Source organism: Streptomyces sp. LZ34 (assembly GCF_053890475.1).
The window spans coordinates 7,170,148-7,185,249 of record NZ_CM132680.1 but is presented as its reverse complement, the minus strand read 5'-3'; the positions used below and the strand labels follow the sequence as shown (position 1 = coordinate 7,185,249).

Annotated in this window: 13 protein-coding genes; 5 read left to right on the top strand and 8 right to left on the bottom strand. The window is 73.6% G+C overall.

Annotation, left to right across the window (positions count from 1 at the left end; genetic code table 11):
• Positions 1 to 35: 35 nt before the first annotated feature.
• Positions 36 to 419 (bottom strand): cold-shock protein, encoded by a 384-nt coding sequence (locus ACWY4P_RS29735; RefSeq protein ID WP_456203468.1) that lies wholly within the window; start codon positions 417 to 419, stop codon positions 36 to 38.
• A 181-nt stretch (positions 420 to 600) separates the two neighbouring features.
• Here ACWY4P_RS29735 and ACWY4P_RS29730 point away from each other — a divergent pair, with 181 nt between their 5' ends.
• Positions 601 to 858 carry a hypothetical protein gene (locus ACWY4P_RS29730; protein ID WP_456203466.1) on the top strand — a complete coding sequence of 86 codons (258 nt, stop codon included), beginning with the start codon at positions 601 to 603 and terminating at the stop codon, positions 856 to 858.
• A gap of 42 nt (positions 859 to 900) precedes the next feature.
• Here the strand turns inward: ACWY4P_RS29730 and ACWY4P_RS29725 are convergent, their stop codons facing one another.
• On the bottom strand, positions 901 to 1,551 hold the full coding sequence (locus ACWY4P_RS29725) for an HAD family hydrolase (protein WP_456203465.1): 651 nt from the start codon (positions 1,549 to 1,551) through the stop codon (positions 901 to 903).
• Positions 1,552 to 1,636: 85 nt separating this feature from the next.
• Complete coding sequence (locus ACWY4P_RS29720; protein ID WP_456203464.1) at positions 1,637 to 2,857, bottom strand: HAAS signaling domain-containing protein; 1,221 nt, start codon at positions 2,855 to 2,857, stop codon at positions 1,637 to 1,639.
• 115 nt (positions 2,858 to 2,972) lie between these two features.
• On the opposite strand from ACWY4P_RS29720, the gene ACWY4P_RS29715 reads away from it, so the two are divergent.
• A complete protein-coding gene (locus ACWY4P_RS29715; protein WP_456203463.1) occupies positions 2,973 to 5,873 on the top strand; it encodes a helicase-associated domain-containing protein in 2,901 nt (966 codons plus the stop codon).
• A gap of 23 nt (positions 5,874 to 5,896) precedes the next feature.
• On the opposite strand, the gene ACWY4P_RS29710 is transcribed toward ACWY4P_RS29715, so the two are convergent.
• The gene (locus tag ACWY4P_RS29710) at positions 5,897 to 6,472 is read right to left on the bottom strand and encodes a Uma2 family endonuclease (RefSeq protein WP_456213101.1); all 576 of its coding nucleotides are present in this window, start codon (positions 6,470 to 6,472) and stop codon (positions 5,897 to 5,899) included.
• Positions 6,473 to 6,618: 146 nt separating this feature from the next.
• Between ACWY4P_RS29710 and ACWY4P_RS29705 the strand changes: the two genes are divergently transcribed.
• Complete coding sequence (locus tag ACWY4P_RS29705; protein ID WP_456203462.1) at positions 6,619 to 8,280, top strand: DNA repair helicase XPB; 1,662 nt, start codon at positions 6,619 to 6,621, stop codon at positions 8,278 to 8,280.
• A 56-nt stretch (positions 8,281 to 8,336) separates the two neighbouring features.
• Here ACWY4P_RS29705 and ACWY4P_RS29700 read toward each other — a convergent pair whose 3' ends face one another.
• Positions 8,337 to 8,918: a TetR/AcrR family transcriptional regulator gene (locus ACWY4P_RS29700; protein ID WP_456203461.1), complete on the bottom strand. Its 582-nt coding sequence runs from the start codon at positions 8,916 to 8,918 to the stop codon at positions 8,337 to 8,339.
• Between the two features lie 238 nt (positions 8,919 to 9,156).
• Here ACWY4P_RS29700 and ACWY4P_RS29695 point away from each other — a divergent pair, with 238 nt between their 5' ends.
• Positions 9,157 to 11,334 (top strand): HelD family protein, encoded by a 2,178-nt coding sequence (locus ACWY4P_RS29695; RefSeq protein WP_456203460.1) that lies wholly within the window; start codon positions 9,157 to 9,159, stop codon positions 11,332 to 11,334.
• Between the two features lie 16 nt (positions 11,335 to 11,350).
• Here the strand turns inward: ACWY4P_RS29695 and ACWY4P_RS29690 are convergent, their stop codons facing one another.
• Positions 11,351 to 11,686: an ArsR/SmtB family transcription factor gene (locus ACWY4P_RS29690; protein ID WP_456203459.1), complete on the bottom strand. Its 336-nt coding sequence runs from the start codon at positions 11,684 to 11,686 to the stop codon at positions 11,351 to 11,353.
• A 165-nt stretch (positions 11,687 to 11,851) separates the two neighbouring features.
• Between ACWY4P_RS29690 and ACWY4P_RS29685 the strand changes: the two genes are divergently transcribed.
• Entirely contained in the window at positions 11,852 to 13,222 is a 1,371-nt protein-coding gene (locus ACWY4P_RS29685; RefSeq protein WP_456203458.1) for an MFS transporter, read from the top strand.
• Here the strand turns inward: ACWY4P_RS29685 and ACWY4P_RS29680 are convergent.
• Together ACWY4P_RS29680 and ACWY4P_RS29675 are read right to left on the bottom strand one after the other, a co-directional pair.
• Entirely contained in the window at positions 13,214 to 13,669 is a 456-nt protein-coding gene (locus ACWY4P_RS29680) for a hypothetical protein (protein ID WP_456203457.1), read from the bottom strand. The genes ACWY4P_RS29685 and ACWY4P_RS29680 overlap by 9 nt on opposite strands.
• A 157-nt stretch (positions 13,670 to 13,826) precedes the next feature.
• Positions 13,827 to 15,092: a hypothetical protein gene (locus ACWY4P_RS29675; RefSeq protein ID WP_456203456.1), complete on the bottom strand. Its 1,266-nt coding sequence runs from the start codon at positions 15,090 to 15,092 to the stop codon at positions 13,827 to 13,829.
• Between the last annotated feature and the right edge of the window lie 10 nt (positions 15,093 to 15,102).

The window sequence follows — 15,102 nt, the reverse complement described above, 5'->3', positions numbered from 1 at the left end:
CCTCTGGCCGGACTTCTCTTCGTCCGGCCGGACTTCTAGACGTCGAGCTGGTCGGCCACCGCCCGCAGCATGCCCGCGATCTTGTGGCCGTGTGCCTTGTCGGGGTAGCGCCCGCGCTCCAGCTGCTGCGTCACGTTCTCCAACAGCGTGGTCAGATCCTGGACGATGGACGCCAGCTCGTCGGGCTTGCGCCGCTGGGCGGCCGCGACGGAGGGGGCGGGCTCCAGTACCGTCACCGAAAGTGCCTGGTCACCGCGGTTGCCGGCCACGACGCCGAACTCGACCCGCTGTCCCGGCTTCAGCGAGTCCACGCCTTCCGGGAGCACCGACGAGTGTACGAAGACGTCGCCGCCGTCGTCACGGGAGAGAAAGCCGAAGCCCTTCTCGCTGTTGAACCACTTGACCTTGCCGGTAGGCACGTCTGTCCTCGTCCTCGTCACTCGTCGGAAAACACGTAAAAACTGCTCTGGATAGCACTACAGCGGGTCGTAAGACCCGCCAGCACCAAGGCTAATGGTCCGGAGCCTGGTGACAAGACGTACCCGGCTGATTCCGGGTGGTGGTTCCTACGCGCGCTCTGCTCCGACCTACCCTGTTGCGGTGAGCAATGAAACACCACATGACGGAACGGCCCCCGGCGACCGGCTGGTGCGCCTGGGGGTGATCGTCTTCGGCGTGGGCGCCGTGGCCACTCTGATCACGGTAGCCCCGCTCTTCCTGGGCCTGCACGCGCTGCCGTCGGCCGCGTACTTCGTATGCATGCTGATGGGCGTCGGCTTCGCGCTCGCCGCGGCGGGCCTGCTGCGCTCGATCGCGGCGCAGCGGCGCGCGGCCGACCGGGCGACCCACCCCGACTGAGGGAGTCCCCAGCCTGAGGGGGTGTGCCCAGCCTGAGCAGGGTCACCCCGCCAGGTGGCGGGCCAGCCACTCCGGGAAGGCGGTCAGGTCGTCGAGCACCACGTCGGCCCCCGCCGTACGCAGCTCCTCCGCATCGCACGGCCCGGTCGCGACCGCCACGGACAGCGCGCCCGCCGTGCGCGCGCCGCGCACGTCGCCCGTGTGATCCCCGACGTACACCGATGCGCCGTACTCGCGCAGCGCCTCCGCCTTGGCCTCGGCCCACAGCCAGCCGACGACCGCGTCCGCCTCGATGCCGAGATGGCTCAGGTGCAGCTTGGCGTTCGGCTCGTGCTTGGCCGTCACCACGACCGCACGCCCACCCGCCCCCTGCACCGCGGCCACGGCCTCCCGGGCGCCGGACATGGCGCGCGTGGGGGCTATCGCGTACTCCGGGTACAGCGTGCGGTACATCTCCGCCACCTCGTCGATCCGCTCCTTCGGGAACCAGTGCGCGAGCTCCTGCTCCAGCGGCGGGCCGAGGCGGCTGATGGCGAGATCGGCGTCGATGAAGGTGCTGGTGGCGGCGGAGAGCACCTCAAAGGCGGCCTTGATGCCGGGGCGGGAGTCGATCAGGGTCATGTCGAGGTCGAAACCGACGGTCACGGGGTGCGCGGGCGCAGGCGAAGGCGAAGGCGAAGACATGCCCGACATTCTCCCCCGTGCGGAACCGCGAACTCCGCGCCCCGGCGTGGCGCCCGTCACGGGGCGCCCACCACGAGGCGGCCGGGTGCGGGGGTCAGCGCCGGCGCCTGGCGCGCCAGACGAGGAAGAACGCCGACGTGATCGCCGCGGCGCGCACGACGACCGGCCAGGCTGCCCGCAGCGCGTCCCCCATGCCGTTCTCGGGGATCGGCTCGCCCCATTTGCCGGAGGCCCGGCCCCACAGCCACGCCATGGTCGCGGCCGCGACCAGGCCGGGCATGCCCAGCACGGCCCACTTCACCTCGGCGCGCGAGAGCTTGCGCGTGCTGTAGGCGATCACCCAGCCGAAAGCCATCACGATGAGATTGCCCAGCGCGGCGCCGGCCACGAGCAGCGCGGCCGCCAGCAGGACGAGCGGGCTGAGGAAGCCGGCCCGCTGGGCCCCGCCCCCCTCTCCGTCCCCGCCCCCGCCGCCTTTCGCGCCGCGCCGCCGCAGCGCGCGGCGGAGCAGCCCGGGCTTCCGGGCCGCCTTGCCGCCGCCGGTGTCGGCCTCCGCCTCGTCGGCGCCCTGGTCGGTGTCCGCGCCCGCGGCCTCCTCGGCTTCTGTGTCTGTCTCGGTCGCGAAGCCGAGCAGTTCGGGGATCTCCACCCCGCCGACGAACCCCTCCACCTGGCCGAGCGGCGAGTCACGCTGCTCGGCCTGGACGAACGGGCCCGGCTCGACGTGCCACCAGTCGGGGTTGGACTCGCGGGGGCCGAGCTCGTCCTCGCCCGCGAGATGAGGCGGCGACGCGGCGGCGGGCGACCGCCGACGGGGCGACGGTCTGCCGAGGTCGTCGGTCGGCGCCGCGCCGGACGGGGACTCGGGCCGGGCCGGGGAGTCGCCGTCACGCGGGGCGGGCACCTTGCCGATCAGCCCGCTGCGCTCGGCGAATCCGGACAGCTTGTCGCGGGCCGCGCGCGCCATCCCGGCCGCGCCCGCTCCGCGCGGCGGCTCCGCACCCCCGTACGCCCCGCCCACGCTCCCCGCGCCCGCTGCGGCCCCCGCGCCCGCCGCGCCACCGTCCGGTGCGGCGCCATCGCTCGGGCGGCCACCCGCGGCGGCCACCACCTCCGCGGGCGTACCCAGCTTCGCGAGGATCCGCTTCACCCCCGCCGGGCTGTCCGAACCGGCGGACGCCCGCCGCTGGTCGATGTCGGCGCGCAATTCGGCGACCAGCCGCATCCGGTCGCCGGACGGCAGACCCCGCTGCTGTGCCAGATCGCCGACACGGCTCAGATAGTCGTAGACGAGCTGCTCGCTCTCGATCCCCACCAAGACCCCTGACAATGCGCACCGCTGGCGTATCAGATCGTTCCGACCGTACCGCGCCGGACCGGCGGCCCGCCGCACCTCCGGCTCGTCACCGCCCCCCGGTATCGTGGATCGAATGACCAGCTCGCGGAATCGGGAGGCATCCGTGCCTGCAGAGACCGGCCCACCGGACAGCGGCCGCGGAGCGCCGCGCACGCTCGCCGAAGAGCTGCGCACCCGCCCCGACGATGCCCTCGCCACCCTTCTGCGCGCCCGCCCCGACCTGCTGTCCCCCGTGCCGAACGACCTCACCCAGCTCGCCACCCGGGCCGGCACCCGCGCCTCGGTCGTACGGGCCGTGGAGCGGCTCGACCGGTTCGCGCTGCAGACCGCGGAGGCGCTGGCCGTCGCGCCGGACCCGTGTTCGTACGAGACGCTGAGCGCCCTGATGGCCGGCGACACCCCGGAGCCCCTTGAGGCGACGCACGACGCGACGCACGAGACGCCCCAGCCCGCGACCACGACCACGCCCCCCGAAAAGCCCCCCAGGGCCACCCGCGAGCAGATTCTCGCCGAGCTCCCCCGCGCCGTGGCCACCCTGCGTGCCCAGGCCCTCGCCTGGGGCGGCGACGACCGGCTGCGCCTGGTCCGCACCGCCCACGAACTGCTGGCCCCTTCTCCCACGGCCCCGTCCCCGACCGGTCTGGGCCCCACCGTCCAGGAGGCCACGGCCGGCATGTCCCCCGGCCGGCTACAGGAGATCCTGGCGGCGGCCGGGCTGCCGCCCACCCACGACCCGGTCACCGCGGTGGCCGCCCTCACCGCGCTCTTCGGCGACCGCCCCCGCATGGCGGCGCTGCTCGCCGAGGCCCCCGCCGCCGCGACGACGGTCCTGGCCAAGCTGACCTGGGGCCCGCCGTACGGGGAGGCGTCCGTCGCCTCGCCCAGCCCGCCCGTCGAGTGGCTGCTGGCCCGCGGCCTGCTGCTGCCGTCCGGGCCGCGCAATGTGGTGCTGCCCCGCGAGGTGGCCCTGCATCTGCGCGGCGGCCGCGCGCACCGCGCGCCCGAGCCGCTGCCACCGCCACTCCCGCCCGCGACGCGGCACGATCCACAGGCTGTGGACGCGACCGCGGCGGGCCAGGCCTTCACCGCCCTGTCCACGGTCGAGGAGCTGCTGGGCCAGTGGGGGACCGCCGGACCGTCCGTCCTGCGCGCGGGCGGCCTGAGCGTACGGGACCTCAAGCGGACCGCCGCGGCGCTCGACGTGCCCGAGCCGGTGGCCGCCTTCTGGATCGAGCTGGCGTACGCGGCCGGGCTGCTCGCCTCGGACAGCGAGACGGACGAGCGCTACGCGCCCACCCCCGCCTACGACGACTGGCTGGGGCTGCCCGCCGAGGAGCGCTGGGCGCGGCTCGCCGCCGCCTGGCTGACCGCGACCCGCACGCCGGGCCTGGTCGGCGCCCGCGACGCGAAGGGCCGTACGCTCGCGGCCCTCGGCCCGGAGCTGGACCGCTCCCCCGCCCCCGAGGTGCGCCGCCGCGCCCTCGAACTCCTCGGCGCCCTCCCGCCCGGCGCCCCGCCCGCCGCCGAAGCGCTGCTGGCCCGCCTCCGCTGGGAGCGCCCGGCCCACCGCGGCGCGCCCGCCGACGACCTGCGATCCCGGCTGGCTCAGTGGACGTCGGCCGAGGCCGAACTGCTCGGCGTCACCGGCCGCGGCGCCCTCTCCACCCACGGCCGCGCCCTCCTCGGCCCACTCCCGCCCACGGTCCCCTCCCCGGCGGGCCCCTCGGCCGACGAGGCAGGCGGCGAGGCGGGCGGCGCCAAGCGCCGTGGCCCCGGCGGCAGGGGCGGCGACGGCCGGGGCACCCCCGAGCCCGGAGGCCGGGCCCGGAGCCGGGGCGTCGGTGGCCAGGGCACCGCATCGCAGACCGCCGAAGGCGAGACCGTCGCCGGGCCCGAGGGCCGGGCGGCCGATCCATCGGCCGCTGAGCCCGGAGGCCGGGCCACCGGCCGGACGGCCGCCGGGCCCGGGAGCCGGGCCCACGCCCCGTCCCCGCCCGGCCGGCCCCTGTCCGGGGCCGAGGCCGCTGCCGCCGCCGCGGCGGCCGCGCGGCTGCTCGCGCCGCTGCTGCCCCAGCCGCTGGACCACGTCCTCCTCCAGGCCGACCTCACCGCCGTCGCACCCGGCCCGCTGGAGCGGCCGCTCGCGGCGATGCTCGGGGTCCTCGCCGACGTGGAGTCCAAGGGCGGCGCCACGGTCTACCGCTTCACGCCCACCTCCGTACGCCGCGCGCTGGACGCCGGGCGTGCAGCGTCCGACCTGCACGCGTTCCTCAAGGAGCACTCCCGCACCCCGGTGCCCCAGCCGCTCGCCTATCTCATCGACGACGTGGCCCGTAAGCACGGCCGGCTCCGCGTCGGCGCCGCCTCCGCGTATGTGCGCTGCGACGACGACGCCCTGCTGGCCGAGATCCTGGCCGACCGCCGCTCGGCGGGCCTGCGGCTGCGCCGTCTCGCGCCGACCGTGCTGGCCGCGCAGGCGGCGCCGGACGCGCTCCTGGAGGGCCTGCGCGCCATGGGGTACGCGCCGGCCGCCGAGTCCGCCGAGGGGGATGTGCTGATCACCCGCGCCGAGGCCCACCGCACCCCGCCGCGCTCGGCCCCCACCCCCGTACCGGAGGGCCCGCCGCTGCCCGACGACACGTTGCTCGGCGCGGCGGTGCGCGCCATCCGCGCCGGTGACCGCGCCGCGACGACCCCCCACAAGCCGGCCCCGGCGACCGCCACCGCGGGCGGCCGACTCCCCCGCACCACCTCCGCCGACACCCTCGCCACCATGCAGGCCGCGGCCCTCACCGGCTCGGCCGTCTGGATCGGCTACGTCAACGCGGACGGCGCGGCCAGCCAGCGCGTCATCGCCCCGGTGCGCGTCGAGGGCGGCTTCGTGACGGCGTACGACCACACGGCCGACGAGGTGCGGACGTACCCGCTGCACCGGATCACGGGGGTCGCCGAGCTGGCGGACGACTCGGCGTGAGCGACGTTCAGCCCGTCGGCGCGTCAGCGCTTGCGCTGCACCAGCGCCCCGGGGTCCACCTCCACCGGGAACGGCTTCTCGATCAACGTCGTCCGCCCGGCCTCGGCCGCAAGCCGCTCCACATAGCGGCCGTTCTCCAGCTGGGAGACGATCAGCGCGGGCACCGGCTCCAGCTCCAGCCGCCACAGGTGCTCGATCCCGGCCTCCGCGTAGTACGGCGGCTTGAGCAGGCGGTCGATGCGGCGGCTGGCCAGCGACGGCGAAACCACCACGACGAGCAGCACCGCCTCGCCATCACACGCCACAGCGTCTTCATAGGCGGCTGCGGCATCCACCACGGCGATGTCCGGAATGACCAGCCCCTCCGGCAGCACCACATTGATCATCTTCAGCACCTCCACCGGAGCACCGGCCGCCTCGACCGCAGCGTCCAGCAAGCGCCACAGACAGGACGAAGCTCGCTGGTGCTTGGTTCGCGGAGCCGGTGACAGGAGAAGCGCATCTCCCACAAGTTCCCGCCGCTGTCCGCGGTCCTCCCCCAAGGCCAGAACTTCCGCGACCGTCCAAGGGCCGTAGTGCGGATCATGCACGACGCTCATCACGCCACCTCGTTCTCGGGAGCCATCGCCCTCAGCGTGGTGCCCCCACCCCCCCCCACCCGTCCGCCGCTCCGTTCCCGTTCACCCTCCCGAGTGCGTAACACTGGATGCTTGCCCCCCATCCCCGTCATGAAGGGCCCAGGCGCGTGAACGGACCGCTGATCGTCCAAAGCGACAAGACGCTCCTGCTCGAGGTCGACCACGAGCAGGCCGGCGCCTGCCGCCGCGCCATCGCCCCCTTCGCGGAGCTGGAGCGGGCTCCCGAGCACATCCACACCTACCGGGTGACCCCGCTCGGCCTGTGGAACGCCCGCGCCGCCGGGCACGACGCCGAGCAGGTCGTCGACGCGCTCGTCCAGTACTCCCGCTACCCCGTCCCGCACGCCCTCCTCGTCGACGTCGCCGAGACGATGGCCCGCTACGGGCGGCTGCGGCTGCTCAAGCACCCCACCCATGGCCTCGTCCTGGAGACCTCCGACCGCCCGGTCCTCCAGGAGGTGCTGCACTCGAAGAAGATCCAGCCGCTGGTCGGCGAGCGCATCGACCCGGACACGGTGGCCGTCCACCCCTCCGAGCGCGGGCAGATCAAGCAGGTGCTGCTCAAGCTGGGCTGGCCCGCCGAGGACCTGGCCGGGTATGTGGACGGCGAGGCGCACCCGATCGAGCTGCGCGAGGACGGCTGGGCGCTGCGGCCGTACCAGAAGCACGCCGTCGAGGGGTTCTGGCACGGCGGGTCGGGGGTCGTCGTCCTCCCCTGCGGCGCCGGGAAGACGCTGGTGGGCGCGGGGGCGATGGCCACCGCCAAGTCCACCACCCTGATCCTGGTGACCAACACCGTCTCGGCCCGCCAGTGGAAGCACGAGCTGGTGAAGCGCACCTCCCTCACCGAGGACGAGATCGGCGAGTACAGCGGTACGCGCAAGGAGATCCGCCCGGTCACCATCGCCACGTACCAGGTCCTCACGACCAAGCGGAAGGGCATCTACCGGCACCTGGAGCTCTTCGACTCCCGCGACTGGGGCCTGATCGTCTACGACGAGGTGCATCTGCTGCCCGCGCCCGTCTTCAAGTTCACCGCCGACCTTCAGGCGCGCCGCCGGCTCGGCCTGACCGCGACGCTGGTGCGGGAGGACGGCCGCGAGTCCGACGTCTTCTCCCTCATCGGCCCCAAGCGCTTCGACGCGCCGTGGAAGGAGATCGAGGCGCAGGGCTACATCGCGCCCGCCGACTGCGTCGAGGTCCGGGTCAATCTGACGGAGACCGAGCGCCTGGCGTACGCGACGGCCGAGGCCGACGAGAAGTACCGCTACTGCGCGACGACCGCCTCCAAGCGCAAGGTCACCGAGGCACTGGTGGCGCGGCACAAGGGGCAGCAGACCCTGGTCATCGGCCAGTACATCGACCAGCTGGACGAGCTGGGCGAGCATCTGGACGCGCCCGTCATCAAGGGCGAGACGACCAACGCGCAGCGCGAGAAGCTCTTCGAGGCCTTCCGGCAGGGCGAGATCTCCGTCCTCGTCGTCTCCAAGGTCGCCAACTTCTCGATCGACCTCCCGGAGGCCACGGTCGCCATCCAGGTGTCGGGGACGTTCGGGTCCCGCCAGGAGGAGGCCCAGCGCCTCGGCCGCGTGCTGCGGCCGAAGGCGGACGGCCACCCGGCGGTCTTCTACTCGGTCGTCGCGCGCGACACCATCGACCAGGACTTCGCCGCCCACCGCCAGCGGTTCCTCGCCGAGCAGGGGTACGCCTACCGGATCGTGGACGCGAGCGCGCTGCTGGCGGGCGAGGACGGTGTGAGCCCCAGCTGATCCGCGGCTGACGATCGCTGACCTTCGACTGACGTTCGGTGACCTTCGGCTGACGTTCAGCGGGCAGTGGCGGCCGAAGGCCAGTTCTCCAGCAGCGTGGCCAGGGCGTTGACGCCCCGCTCCCACGACGCCTGGACGTCGCGCGGGTCCCGGAAGGCGCCGATCGCCTCCAGGCCGACGTAGCCGTGGAAGGTGGAGCGCAGCAGCCGTACGGCGTCGGTCAGATCCGGCTCGTCGAGCCCGTACGCGTGGAAGACGGCGTACGTGGCCTGGATGATCCGGGCGCCGCCCGAGGACTGGGCGGCCACCTCGGGGTCGATCTCGATGTGGGTCGCCGCGTACCGGCCGGGGTGCTCCAGCGCGAAGTCCCGGTAGGCGTTGGCGAAGGCGATCAGGGCGTCGCGCCCGGCCCGCCCGGCCACGGCCGCCGTGATGCGGTCGGCGAAGTCGCTCGCGGCGCGGAACGCGACCCGCACGCGCAGGTCCCGGACGTTCTTGACGTGCGAATACAGGCTCGCGTCGGCCACTCCGAAGCTTCGCGCCAGCGCGGAGATCGTGACGTTCTCCAGGCCGATGGAGTCCGCCAGATCCGCCGCCGCCTCCGTCACCCGCTCAGGCGTCAGACCCGCACGGGGCATGCGCCACCTCCCTCTGCGCTCATGAATCGGATCGTCCGACCCACGCCATCCAACCAGGCCTGGTCGGGCGATAAACCATTCGCGGCCCAGCGGAGCACTGGCTACAATCGCCCGTCTTGCCGCCTCCCGACCACCAGGGAGAGCCGCCGCCCGGACGGAAACCGGCCGGCTTCTCACTTGAGCCGTTCAAGCCCTGCACCTTGTCTGTCTGCTTCGTGTACACGCCGGAGGCTACGCCGTGCCCTCGCACGCCCCTGACCACCCCGACCCGCTCGAGCGGGAGCGCGGCCACCTCGCCGCGTCCCGCGCCGCCCTGCGCGCCATGCGCGCCGATGTCGAGGCCCTCGACATCAAGGACGTCACCGCCAACTGGGTCAACGCCGAAGTCCTCCAGCGCCAGATCGACGAGCGCATCAAGGCCCTCGCCGACCTGGCCGACACCCCGCTGTTCTTCGGCCGCCTCGACTATCTGCACGCACCGGGCGCGGAGACGGCGGAGGGCGCGGAAGGGGAACAGCCCGCCGCCGGAGGCGGCTCAGAAGACACTTTTTATATCGGGCGGCGCCATGTCCACGACGCCGACGGCGACCCGATGGTCATCGACTGGCGCGCCCCCGTCTCGCAGCCCTACTACCAGGCGTCGAAGAAGGCGCCGATGGACATCGGGCTGCGCCGCCGCTTCGGCTACACCCGCGGCGAGCTGACCGCGTACGAGGACGAGCGCCTCACCGACCCCGCCGAGGAGGAGCACACCAGCAAGCTGCTCCAGGCCGAGATCGAGCGGCCGCGCGTGGGCCCGATGCGGGACATCGTCGCCACGATCCAGCCCGAGCAGGACGAGATCGTGCGCGCCGGAATCGGCGGCACGGTCTGTGTGCAGGGGGCGCCGGGCACCGGGAAGACGGCGGTCGGTCTGCACCGAGTGGCCTATCTGCTGTACGCGCACCGGGAGCGGCTCGCCCGCTCCGGCACCCTCGTCATCGGCCCGAACCGCTCCTTCCTCCACTACATCGAGCAAGTCCTGCCCGCGCTCGGCGAGTTGCAGGTCGGCCAGGCCACGGTCGACGACCTCGTCGCGCATGTGGAGGTGCGGGGCACGGACGACGCCGACGCGGCGGGCCTCAAGGGCGACGCGCGGATGGCCGAGGTGCTGCGCCGCGCCGTCCGCTCGCATGTCACCCTGCCGACCGAGCCGTGCATGGTGGTGCGCGGCTCGCGGCGCTGGCGGGTCCCGGCATACGAACTGGAAGAGATCGTCCGCGAGTTGCTGGACCGCGACATCCGGTACGGCGCGGCCGGCGAGGCGCTGCCGCAGCGGATCGCGCACGCCGTGCTCGTACGGATGGAACAGTCCGGCGAGGCACCCGACGACCGGGTGCAGAACGCGGTGGCCCGCAACCCCGCCGTGAAGGCGGCCGTCAAGGCGATCTGGCCGCCCGTCGACCCGGCCAAGCTCGTGCTGCGGCTGCTCTCCGACCCCGACTTCCTCGCCGAGCAGGCGGACGGGATCCTCGATGCCGACGAGCAGAAGACCATCCTGTGGGCCAAGCCGCCGCGCAGCGTGAAGTCCGCGAAGTGGTCCTCGGCGGACGCGGTGCTCATCGACGAGGCCACCGATCTCGTGGAGCGGACGCACTCGCTCGGCCATGTGGTCCTGGACGAGGCGCAGGACCTGTCCCCCATGCAGTACCGGGCGGTGGGCCGCCGCTGCTCCACCGGCTCGGCGACCATCCTCGGCGACATCGCGCAGGGCACCACCCCGTGGGCGACGGCGACCTGGGAGGAGGCCCTCGTCCACCTCGGCAAGTCCGGGGCGGTGGTGGAGGAGCTGACCCAGGGCTTCCGGGTGCCGCGCGAGGTGATCGCGTACGCCTCGCGGCTGCTGCCCGCCATCGCCCCCGACCTGTCGGAGGCCACCTCGATCCGCGAGGCGGCGGGCGACTTCTCCGTACGGGCGGTGGCCCCCGCCGCACCCGGCTCCGCCGCTCCTGGCCCCGCCGCTCCTGGCCCCGCCGCGCCCGACTCCCCCGCGCTCGACTCCGCCGCCCTCGACTCCGCCGCGCTCGACTCCGCTGTGCTCGCCGCCTGCCACGAGGCGCTGGGCCGCGAGGGCTCGGTCGGCCTGATCGCGGCCGACGCGCGGATCCCGGTGCTGGCGGGCGCCCTCGACGCGGCGGGCCTGGCGTATCTCTCCCCCGGCGAGGAGACCAGCGCCGAGGCCCGCCTCACGCTCGTCCCGGCGACGCTCGCCAAGGGTCTGGAGTACGACTACGTGGTGCTGGACGAACCGGCCGCGGTGGTCGACGGAGAGCCGGACGAGCGCACCGGCCTGCGCCGCCTGTATGTCGCGCTGACCCGGGCGGTGTCGGGGCTCACGGTGGTCCACGCGGCGCCGCTCCCGGAGCAGCTGGCCTGAGCGGGCCCGCTACCGCCTACGACGGATCCCTGCTCCACGGCATGGATGTGAGCAGCGCGTCGAGGAGGCCGGGGAACCTGGCGTCGAGTTCGTCGCGGCGCAGCCGCACATAGCGGTTGCGCCCGGCGACCCTCGTGGTGGTGATCCCGGCCTCGCGCATCACGCGCATGTGGTGCGAGACGGTCGACTTGTGGAGATGGTCGAGGCTCACCGCCTCGGGCGCGCAGCTGTGCTCCTCGCCGTCGCCGTAGACGCAGAGGAGCCACAGGCGCACCGGGTCGCCGAGGGCGTGCATGACCTTGACCAGCTCGATGTCCTCGGCATCGGGCTGAGGCAGCCGTTCTTCCACCACGCCCTCTCCCTCTCTTTCCTCTTTCTTGTTTCCTGCCTTTGCTCGCCCGTGCTTGCCCGTGCGGCTCCAAACAGTTTGACATTCATCAACCCGAAACAGTTTGACACCCGTCCAACCATCCCTATTGTTGGACGGGCATCCAACCGTCACTCGGGGAGGACACCCTTGCGGTTCCGCCTGCTCCTGCTCGCCCTCGGCACCTTCGCCGTGGGCACCGACTCCATGGTGATGGCCGGAATCCTCGGCCTAATCTCCCGCGACCTGGACGTATCGGTCCCCACGGCCGGACAGATGGTCACCGTCTTCGCGCTCTCCTACGCGCTGCTCGCGCCCGTCCTCGCGACCGTCACCGCCCGCTGGCCGCGCCGAGGCCTGCTGCTCACCGCGCTCGCGTTCTTCACCGCGGCCAACGCGCTGAGCGCGCTCGCCCCCACCTACCCCCTGCTGCTCGCCACCCGCGTGCTGGCGGCCGCCGGAGCCGCGCTCTACACCCCGACCGCCAACGCCGTCGCCACCTCCCTCGTCCCGCCCGAGCGCCGCGGACGGGCGCTGGCCACCGTGCTGGGCGGCATGACCGTGGCCACCGCGCTCGGCGTACCGCTGGGCACCTGGATCGGGCGCACGGACTGGCGGCTGACGATGTGGCTGGTCGTCGCCCTCGGCGCGGCCGCCCTCGCGGGCCAGGCCCTGCTGCTGCGCGACCTGCCCGGCCTGCCCGGCCCGTCCGGCCGACCCCGCCGGTCCCGCCGGTCCCGCCTGTCCGGCCTGCCCGGCGCCCGTGGCTCGGCCGGTGCCGCGCCGGGTGCTGCACGGGGCGCCGCGCCCGGTGCCGCCCCCGCCGCCGACGCCGACGCCGATGCCGCGCCCACCACCACGCCCGCCCCGCCCGGGCTGCGCGAGCGGCTGGCGCCGCTGCGCGACCGGCGCGTCGTCGGGGCCGCAGCCACCACCTTCCTCTTCTTCCTCGCCTTCAACTCCGTGTACATCTACATCGCCACCGCCGTACGCCCCGCCACGGGCGGCGACGCCGAACGGCTGAGCCTGGTGATGCTGGTGATGGGCGTCGCGTCGGTGGCGGGCAGTTGGCTGGGCGGCCGGGCGGTGGACCACTGGGGCGTACGGAGCGTGCTCCTCACCGGGAGCGGGGTCACCGCCCTCGCCTTCCTGGCCCTCCCCTGGCTCGGCCTGACCATGCCCGGCGCGCTGCTCTACGCCCTGGTGACCCCGGCCGCGGGCTGGTCCGCCTCGGTCGCCCTCCCGCACCGCCTGGCCTCCCTCGACCCGCCGAACGCGCCCCTGCTGATCTCCCTCAACAGCAGCGCGCTGTACCTGGGGATGGCGGCGGGTGGCGGCGCGGGCAGCGTGTCCGTCGCGCTCCTCGGCGACCGGTGGTTCCCGCTGACGGCGACACTGCTGGCGCTGCTCGCCACGGCCACGGTCCTGACGACGACGCGCGCACCGCGCGCGCCCGAGCCCCCGACACCCTCGGCCCCCGCCCGCGGGAAGACCGCGGCAGAGGCCGGCCGGTCACTGTGACGCCTTGCCGACCCGGGCACAGGTGACGACCCGGGCCGCGCCCTCGACCTCGTAGTCGGGGAAGGTGAGTGTGACCGTTCCCTTGCGGTAGCGGACCTGCATGTTCCGGTACCCCGCGTCCTGCCCGTCCGTCAGGCCGCCCGTCAGCTGGTAGTCCCTGGACAGGGCTTCCTGCGTGGTGCCGGGCACGTCCTGGATGAGGAACGGCTCGCGATCACCGAGATCGCTCCCGGAATCACCGGTCACGGTCAGCCGGCCACCCTTGTGCTCCCAACGGCCCGTGATGCCCTCGCCGGCCCATGTCCCGTCGTCTGAGACGGACAGCCTCCCACCGCTGCCGTTCTCGGCCTTGAACTCCCACTCCCCCTTGATGAACGCCTTCAGCGCCTGTTCCTTGACGCTCGTGGAGTCGCCGTCGCGGCTGCAGGCCGCGACCGTGGCGGCCATCAGCCCCAGTGTCCAGGTAGCGCAGCGCCGTCCGCCGTCCGACCGCTCGTATGACCTGCCTGGTCTCCATGCGTTCGTTTCTCCTTCGTACTCGTCAGAGAAGAGCGAGGGCCGATCCTCAGGAGATCGGCCCTCATGCCACTGGCTCGGGGTCGCGTCAGCCGGACGCCGCCAAGGCGCCGACGTAAGACCACTTGTCCTTACGCCCGGTCCACCGGAACACCTCACTGCCGTTCGGGGAGAGCCCGTAGATGTTGTTGTCGCTGACGACGAAGGTACGGCCAGGACCGCCGATACGGCTCCAATTCCCGTTACCCGTACCCCCGTTGCACTTGTAGACGTCCCCCGTCCGCGGGTTGGTCGCGAACAGCCCCGCACCCCCCGCGTAGATGTTCGCGGCCGCACCGCCGATCCTCTTCCACGTGTCACCGCGACGGGTCCACTCATACACCCCACTGCCATCCGGCGACAGACCGTAGAGGTGGCTGCCGTTCACCGCGAACGTACGGCCGGGACCGCCGACACGACTCCAGCTCTTGGGGCCGTTGCCCCCGTACTTGTAGAGGTCGCCCGTGCGCGGATTGGTCGCGACGCGGCCGGCCGCTTGAGAGCCCAGGCGCTGGGCGAGGGCGGTGAGAACGGCGCGGTCGGCCGCGGTCCTGGCCGATCCCGGCCCGGTTCCGGGCTCGGTGACCTGCAGCACGGTGAGGGTGTTGGCGCGGTGCGCGGCGTAGAGGCGGTCGCTGTTGTGCCCGTCGGCGGACAGGGTGTTGATCGCGGTCCAGGTGCGGGCCCAGGCGCGGCTCGCCGGGGCGCTGACCACCGGGGCGACCACGGCGTCGGCCTTGAGGCGGCCGCCGGCCTGAAGGGCGCGGGAGCGGGCCTGGCAGGCGCCCATCGCCCGGACCACGGCCTTGTAGGCGCTCTGGGCGTGCTTCTGGTCGGCGAAGGTGAAGGTGTCCTGCGTGGCGACCGCGTGACGCTTGCCGGTGTGGGTCAACTGGCGCCAGGAGGTGGCGCCGTGGACGGCGGTGCACTCGTTGAGCTGGACGTCCTTCGGGTTCTTGACGCTCCGGGCGGCCGCCGCCTTCCAGCCCTGCCGCGCCCCGCCGGGCAGCTGCCCGGCGCCCAGCTCGGTCGACTTCGCCGCGGCGGCTTCCCTGGTGCCGTCGGCGGGTATCTTCTTCGCGCCGTCGGCGGGCGCCTGGTCGGAGGAACCGCAGGCGGTCAGCGCCATGAGAGCCGCCGTGGTCACCGCCAGCAGCCGACCCGCGTATCTGGCGGGGCGTTTCGTGGATCCGAGTGTCACCGCGGCCTCCGAGGTGGTGTGATCGGGTGGTGACACCACGCTGCGGGCCACGGGGAATTGGCCGCCGCAGCGGATCGCATCGCCGCGGGGCAGGCGCAGGGGACTGGCGGACAACGGGGGTTGT